Source organism: Arthrobacter sp. TB 26 (assembly GCF_000427315.1).
Taxonomy (GTDB): domain Bacteria; phylum Actinomycetota; class Actinomycetes; order Actinomycetales; family Micrococcaceae; genus Arthrobacter.
Window position 1 is genome coordinate 1 of record NZ_AUPJ01000154.1, and the last position, 6,915, is coordinate 6,915.

The 6,915-nt window shown below is 68.1% G+C and carries 6 protein-coding genes and 1 pseudogene (1 of these 7 only partly in view); 3 read left to right on the top strand and 4 right to left on the bottom strand.

The genetic code is table 11. From position 1 onward, the window contains the following. On the bottom strand, positions 1 to 1,042 hold a 1,042-nt coding region (locus K789_RS0105025), incomplete at its 3' end, for a PucR family transcriptional regulator ligand-binding domain-containing protein (protein ID WP_024365803.1). A gap of 149 nt (positions 1,043 to 1,191) precedes the next feature. On the opposite strand from K789_RS0105025, the gene K789_RS0105030 reads away from it, so the two are divergent. Beyond that, positions 1,192 to 2,733 carry an amino acid permease gene (locus K789_RS0105030; RefSeq protein ID WP_024365804.1) on the top strand — a complete coding sequence of 514 codons (1,542 nt, stop codon included), beginning with the start codon at positions 1,192 to 1,194 and terminating at the stop codon, positions 2,731 to 2,733. Continuing rightward, entirely contained in the window at positions 2,730 to 4,433 is a 1,704-nt protein-coding gene (locus K789_RS0105035) for a flavin monoamine oxidase family protein (RefSeq protein ID WP_024365805.1), read from the top strand. The genes K789_RS0105030 and K789_RS0105035 overlap by 4 nt, the downstream gene beginning before the upstream one ends. Positions 4,434 to 4,437: 4 nt before the next feature. Here K789_RS0105035 and K789_RS0105040 read toward each other — a convergent pair whose 3' ends face one another. The 3 genes from K789_RS0105040 to purU all read right to left on the bottom strand — a co-directional run bounded on the left by K789_RS0105040 (position 4,438) and on the right by purU (position 6,386). After that, positions 4,438 to 4,956 (bottom strand): gamma carbonic anhydrase family protein, encoded by a 519-nt coding sequence (locus K789_RS0105040; protein ID WP_024365806.1) that lies wholly within the window; start codon positions 4,954 to 4,956, stop codon positions 4,438 to 4,440. Between the two features lie 103 nt (positions 4,957 to 5,059). Then, positions 5,060 to 5,503: a class I SAM-dependent methyltransferase gene (locus K789_RS0105045; protein WP_024365807.1), complete on the bottom strand. Its 444-nt coding sequence runs from the start codon at positions 5,501 to 5,503 to the stop codon at positions 5,060 to 5,062. A 22-nt stretch (positions 5,504 to 5,525) separates the two neighbouring features. Then, positions 5,526 to 6,386, bottom strand: coding sequence for a formyltetrahydrofolate deformylase (purU, locus tag K789_RS0105050; protein ID WP_024365808.1), 861 nt, complete (start codon positions 6,384 to 6,386; stop codon positions 5,526 to 5,528). Between the two features lie 147 nt (positions 6,387 to 6,533). Between purU and glyA the strand changes: the two are divergent. Continuing rightward, positions 6,534 to 6,915 (top strand): annotated as a pseudogene (glyA, locus tag K789_RS22360) (serine hydroxymethyltransferase) (it continues 1,090 nt past the right edge of the window).

Below are 6,915 nucleotides of genomic sequence, written 5' to 3' on the forward strand. Positions count from 1 at the left end.
CTGGGGTCCAGGCAGCGTCCGGGCGGATGCCCAGGAGCACGCGCAGCTGCCCCGACCGGGTGGAGGAAACGCTCTGCGCCAGCAGGTCCTTGAGCCCGTTGAGATGACGCGTGCCCCCCGACACCAGGCTTTCCGGATGCAGCAACAGTGCGGTGGCGAGCTGGCTGGGCGCCAGTGAACCGCTGGTACGCTGCCGCACCAGCAGTTCCAGCAGCCCGACAGCGGTGGAGACGACACTGTTCTGTGCCGGGGTCAGCGGGGCATCGGTCCCAAGGATCAGGGCACCGAGGTTGGCGTCCCGGGTGCTGCGCAGGGGATAGCCGAAAACCAGTGCCGAACCTGCCGTGCTGAACGAGTCCATCTCCACGCGGGGACCGCTGCCCGACAGGAGCCTGGCCAGCAGTGGCTGCAGCGTTGCCAGGTCCACGCCCGGCGTTGCGTGTTCCCCCGGGACGCCGGCGCTTCCGCGGGCACGCAGCCGTCCGTCGGCGCCCACGAGCACCGCCCAGACCGGAACCCGCTGCGCGAGGGCGGCCAGGAGTTCGTGTTCCGGCCGTGCTGACAGCACTGCGCGCATCAGCTGCCTGTTCGTGTCCGCGAGTTGCCGGAATGTCGTGGCATTGTCCGATTCCAGCAGTTGGGAGAACGCAAGGCCGACGGCGGCGAAGGGAACGGTCTTCGGGACGGCCACGAGGGTCAGGTTGTGCCGCCGGCACGCCAGGACCACGGATTCCGGCACTGCGTCGAAGTAGGGTTCCAGCCCGAAGCCCAGTGCGGAGACGCGCGCTGCGACGAGCCGCTGCACGTAGGCGTCCACGAACTCCCCGTGCCCGCCCGCGCCCAGGAACGGGAGGCCGGCCGTGAGTAGGAACTCGCCGTCGAGCAGGTACGGGGTTGGATCCTCCAGTTCGCTCGGCTCCACCCAGCGCAGCCGCTCAGCCCCGTTGCCGCCGTCGTGGAGGACGGACAGTTCCGGCGGCAGCTGGCGCAGGAACTGCGCCAGGGTGACGAACCCCAGCCGTTCCGCGTCGTCAGCAGCCATGGCTGCCACAGGAATCCAGAACCGGTGGCCTCAGTGCATTAAGTCTCATGGCTGAAGACTATAGGTCATTTTGCACAACCATGAGAGCTGGCTCACACGCCTAGGCTGGACGCGGGGAAATGACCACTACTGAAGAACGGACGTCAACGATGACTGTGCCAACGCTTATTGGGGAACGGCCACCGGCCACCACGGAACGTCCCGGACTGGCGGCGCAACTGCTTCGCCGCAAGCCGATCGGACAGCTCGTCAGCGAAGCCGAAACGGGCCACGGCGGCACGCGGCTGGTCCGCAGCTTCGGTGTGCTGCAACTGACGATGATCAGTGTGGGCGCCACCCTCGGCACCGGCATCCTCGTGATCCTCGGCGAATCCGTGCCGCTGGCCGGACCGGCCATCTGGATCTCCTTCGCGATCGCCGGCCTCGCCGCGCTGCTCTCCGCTGTGTCCTACGCCGAAATGGCCGGGCTGGTGCCCGCGGCAGGATCGAGCTACTCCTACACGTACGCGACCATGGGCGAAGGCATGGCCTGGATCTGCGGCTGGTGCCTGGTGCTGGAATATGCAGTGTCGGTGGCCGCCGTCGCCGTCGGCGCCGGCCAGTACGTCAACGAAGCCCTGGCCGTCTTCGGACTGGAGCTCCCGGACGCCATATCGCAGCCCCCCGGAGACGGCGGCGTGCTGAACGCGCCGGCAATCGTGATCGTGGTCCTGGCCATGGCGCTGCTGGTCCGCGGCGCCAAGGAAAGCGCCGGGATTAACACCGCCATCGTGCTGGTCAAGGTCGGCATCCTGGTGTTCTTCTGCGCCGTGGCCTTCACCGCCTTCAACGCCGCACACTTCGAGCCGCTGATGCCGATGGGCGCAGCCGGCGTCTCGGCGGCCGCCTCCCGGGTGTTCTTCTCCTACATCGGATTCGACGCAGCCTCCACAGCAGGCGAGGAAGCCCGCGATCCGAAGCGCGACCTGCCCCGGGCCATCCTGCTCTCGATGCTGATCGTCACCACCATCTACGTGCTTGTCGCCATCGCAGCGATCGGTGCGCGCCCGTGGGGCTGGTTCGACGGCACCGAAGCCGCCCTCGTGAAGATCCTGGAAGAGACGACCGGACAGCCCTGGATTGCACTGGTGTTCGCCGTCGGCGCCGTGCTGGCCATCGCCAGCATCGTGCTGACGGTCCTCTACGGCCAGACCCGCATCCTGCTCTCCATGGCACGGGACGGAATGGTCCCCAGGATCTTCGGCCGCGTCTCGCCCCGCACCGGCACCCCGGTTGCCGGGACCCTGATTGTGGGCATTGTGGTCGCACTCACCGCCGGCCTGGTCCCGCTCGGCGCGCTGGCCGACGCCACCAGCATCGGCACGCTGTTCGCCTTCGCCCTGGTCAACATCGCCGTCATCTACCTGCGGCGCAGCCGGCCGGAACTCAAGCGCAGCTTCCGCGTCCCACTGTTTCCGCTGACGCCCATTCTCGGCGCCGCCATGTGCGGCTACCTCATGCTCAACCTTGGCGCCGACACGTGGGTGGTGTTCGGGCTGTGGATGCTGGTGGGCCTGGCCGTCTACTTCGGCTACGGCCGCAGGAACTCCCGGGTAGCGGCGCTCAGCCACGAGGAATACCGTGAACTATCCGCCGCAGCCGCCTCCGACACCACCTCGAGCCCCGAACCGATGAAAGCACACCACTCATGACAACCGCCACAGAACTCCCGGCCCCCGGACCGACGACGCCGGACCCCGGCGCCGCGGAGCCCATCACCATGCTGAATCCGGATTTTCCGTTCAGCTACGACCATTACCTGGCCCACCCCGACGGTCTGGGGGCGGTGCCGCCCGAACTGCACGGGACGGAGGTCGCCGTCGTCGGTGCCGGGCTCTCCGGGCTGGTTGCGGCCTACGAGCTGATGAAACTGGGCCTCCGCCCGGTCATTTACGAAGCGGACCAGATCGGCGGCCGGCTGCGGACCGCAAGCTTCCCCTCCGCCGCCGGCGTGGTCGCCGACCTCGGCGGGATGCGCTTCCCGGTCTCGGGCAAGGCGTTTTACCACTACGTCGAGATGCTCGGGCTGGAGACCGCGGAGTTCCCCAACCCGCTGGCGGCGGCGACCTCCAGTACGGTGATCGAGCTTGCCGGGCAGAAGCACTACGCCCGCACCCCGGCGGACCTCCCGCCGTTCTTCCGGGAAGTTGCCGAGGCCTGGAAGGCTGCCGTCAACGACGGCGCCAAGTTCACCGAGATGCAGGACGCCATCCGCGCCCGCGACACCGCCCGGATCAAGGAACTGTGGAACGGGCTCCTTCCCCTGCTGGATGAACAGACCTTCTACGGATTCATCGCCGGCAGCGACTCGTTCAAGCAGGCCGGCTTCGCCCACCGCGAGGCGTTCGGTCAAGTGGGCTTCGGCACGGGCGGCTGGGATACGGACTTCCCCAACTCCATCCTCGAGATCCTGCGTGTGGTCTACACCGACGCCGACGACGCGCACCGGCTCATTGAAGGCGGAGCGCAACGGCTCCCGGAAGCGCTCTGGCAGCACGCGCCGTCGGGCATGGTCCACTGGCCCGACGGAACGTCGCTGGCGTCGCTGCATGCCGGTGCGCCGCGGGGCGCCGTGGACAGGATCGCCCGGGACGGCAGCAGCGACTTCCGCATCCGGGAACGGTGGGGCCGCGAAGCTGCCTATCCCGCCGTCGTGACGACGTGCCAGTCGTGGCTCCTGTCGACGCGGATCCACACCGAAGAAACCTTGTTCCCGGCCGAACTGTGGACAGCGATCGAGCGCTCGCACTACATGCAGTCGTCCAAGACCTTTGTGATGGTCGACCGGCCTTTCTGGAAAGACCTCGATCCCCGGACGGGCCGAGAGGTCATGTCCATGACGCTGACGGACCGGCTGAACCGTGCCACCTACCTCCTGGACAACGGCCCGGACAAGCCGGCGGTGATCCTGCTGTCCTACACGTGGAATGACGACGCGCTGAAATGGCTGGCCCTGGACGCGGACCAGCGGGTGGAGCTCATGCTGCATTCGCTCGCGCAGATCTACCCGGACGTGGACATCGCCAGCCACATCGTCGGCCAGCCCATCACCGTCTCGTGGGAGGCGGACCCCAACTTCATGGGGGCCTTCAAGGCCAACCTGCCGGGGCACTACCGCTACCAGCAGCGGCTCTTCAGCCACTTCAAGCAGGACAAGCTCCCCGACCGGCAGCGCGGCATCTTCCTGGCCGGCGACGACGTGTCCTTCACCGCGGGATGGGCCGAAGGTGCGGTTACCACGGGGCTGAACGCGGTCTGGGGGGTCGTCAACCACCTTGGCGGCTCATCGGCCGCCGGGAACCCGGGCCCGGGCGATGTGCTGGACGAGCTGGGCCCGGTCTCCCTGGACTAGGTCCTCAGCCGTGCAGTTCGCGGTGGGCGCGGGCCAGTTCCTGGTAGTGCGCCGCGTTCTGCTGGACGCCGGCAAACTCCTCGTCGCTGAGTTCACGGCGGACCTTGGCCGGCACCCCGGCGACCAGGGAGCGGGGCGGAATCACGGTGCCTTCGAGCACCACCGCGCCGGCGGCGATGAGCGAGCCGGCGCCGATCACGGCGCCGTTGAGGATGGTGGCGCTCATGCCGATCAGGCAGTCGTCCTCCACCGTGCAGCCGTGCACGACGGCGCTGTGGCCGACGCTGACCCGCGCTCCCACCGTGCAGGGGAAGCCCGGGTCCGCGTGCAGCACGACGTTGTCCTGCAGGTTGGTGCCGGCGCCGACGGTGATCGCGGCGGTGTCGGCCCGGACGGAGACGCCGTAGAAGGCACTGGAGTTCTCGGCGAGTGTTGCCTTGCCGATCACCGAGGCGCTCGGTGCGATGAAGGCGGATTCGTGGACAGCCGGGGTGTCGCCGGCGAAAGCGTAAATGGGAGCCATGCCTCCAGCCTAGGACACGTCTCCCGCCGCGTTGCGCTATCAGTTGTGGTCCTTATGGGGGCCGGATAACAGCCCCAACTGATAGCTCAACGGGAAAGAGGGGTCAGGCGGGGGAGCGGAGCACCGTGAACCCGGCGCGCTGTTCGGAAAGGACCTGTTCGGAAAGGTCGGATTCGGGGACGTCGGGTTCGGGGAGGACGACGGCGATCGGCGCCCCGGGTGCCGCGACGCGCCCCAGTTCGCGGACGACGTCGTCCCACTCCTCCGGCGGAAGTCCCGCCAGGGCGTCCACCGCCCACACGGACGGGAACGCCGAGTCGGCAAAGGGCAGGGTGCCGGCCGCCGCGACCGAGGCTTCCAGGCCCCGCGCCCGGGCCGCATGGATGTTCTCCTCGGACCGGTCGACGCCGGTGAAATGGATGCCGGACTGGACAAAGCGCAGACCGTCCGCGCCCCGGCCGCAGTCCAGGCCGAGCACACCCCTGCGGCCCTCAGCCTTGAGCAGGGCGACGAACTCGGTCAGCGGGTCTTCCGGGGAAAGTGCCATACCCCTATTCAATGACCGCAGGTCAGTTGAAAACAACCGTGCGGTTCCCGTCCAGCAGGACCCGGTGCTCTGCATGCCACTGCACGGCCTGGGCCAGGGTGCGGCCCTCGACGTCGCGGCCCATCTGAACGAACTGCTCGGCAGTGCGCCGGTGGTCCACCCGGATGACCTCCTGCTCGATGATCGGGCCCTCGTCCAGGGCGGCCGTCACGTAGTGGGCGGTGGCGCCGATGAGCTTCACGCCGCGGGCGTGCGCCTGGTGGTAGGGCTTGGCGCCCTTGAAGGACGGCAGGAAGGAATGGTGGATGTTGATGGCCTTGCCGGTCAGCTGCTGGCACAGCTCGTCGGAGATGATCTGCATGTAGCGGGCCAGGACGGTGAGCTCGATGTCGTGCTCGGCCATCAGTGCCCGCAGCTCGTCCTCGGCCTGGACCTTGGTGTCCGGGGTGACCGGGATGTGGTGGAAGGGGATGCCGTAGAACTCGGCCAGGCCCGCCAGGTCCCGGTGGTTGGACACGATGGCCGGGATCTCGATGGGCAGGGTGCCGGAACGCTGCAGGAACAGCAGGTCGTTGAGGCAGTGCGCGGACGTGCTGGCCATCAACAGGGTCCGGATTTTCCGTCCGGCCGGGTTGAGGCTCCACTGCATCCCGAAGGCCTGGGCTACGGGCTCCAGGGCGGCCTGGAGCTCCAGCTGGGAGTTCGCGGTCGTGGCCTCGACGCGCATAAAGAAGGTGCCGGTGCCTTGGCTGCCGTACTGCTGCGAGTCGGTGATGTTGCAGCCCGCTACGAGCAGGGCGCCCGCGACGGCGTGCACGATTCCGGGGCGGTCCGGGCAGGAGAGGGTCAGGACATAGGAAGAAGTCAGCTGGTCATCAGTCACGAAAGACAGCCTACCCGCGGTCACTCAGGGCTCGGTCCGGGCCGCCGGCCTGGGGTATTCTGGAACGGTCGCAACTGGCGTTGGGTGGTTAACCACCAGGGAGCGGCACTCACGAAGACCACGGATCGTACGCCTGGGCCGAGGGTCATGTTTTCCGGTTGGCAGCGCCTTGCTGCCGGCCCGCCGTCGGCACCCTCAACGGGTGCCGGTCCCTTGGCGCGGACCCTTTCCGGGGCCGTAATCTGGGGGCGCCGCCGCGGGCCAGCCGGTAACCTGACCTTAAGAAGTGCCCGTTGCCTAGCCAGGAGTTCCCCCGTGACCACCTCTCTTAGCCTTTCTTCCGCCGCCGTGAGCAACCAGCCGCTGGCCGAACTTGACCCCGAAATCGCCGCAGTCCTCGCCCAGGAGCTTGGCCGCCAGCGCGGCACCCTGGAAATGATCGCCTCCGAGAACTTCGCCCCGCGCGCAGTGATGGAAGCCCAGGGCTCGGTCCTGACCAACAAGTACGCCGAGGGTTACCCGGGCCGCC

What these genes read in the sequence shown, in the direction of transcription:
- K789_RS0105030 (WP_024365804.1), top strand. Translation starts at nt 1,192, where the DNA reads ATGACTGTGCCAACGCTTATTGGGGAACGGCCACCGGCCACCACGGAA.
- K789_RS0105035 (WP_024365805.1), top strand. Translation starts at nt 2,730, where the DNA reads ATGACAACCGCCACAGAACTCCCGGCCCCCGGACCGACGACGCCGGAC.
- K789_RS0105040 (WP_024365806.1), bottom strand. Translation starts at nt 4,956, where the DNA reads ATGGCTCCCATTTACGCTTTCGCCGGCGACACCCCGGCTGTCCACGAA.
- K789_RS0105045 (WP_024365807.1), bottom strand. Translation starts at nt 5,503, where the DNA reads ATGGCACTTTCCCCGGAAGACCCGCTGACCGAGTTCGTCGCCCTGCTC.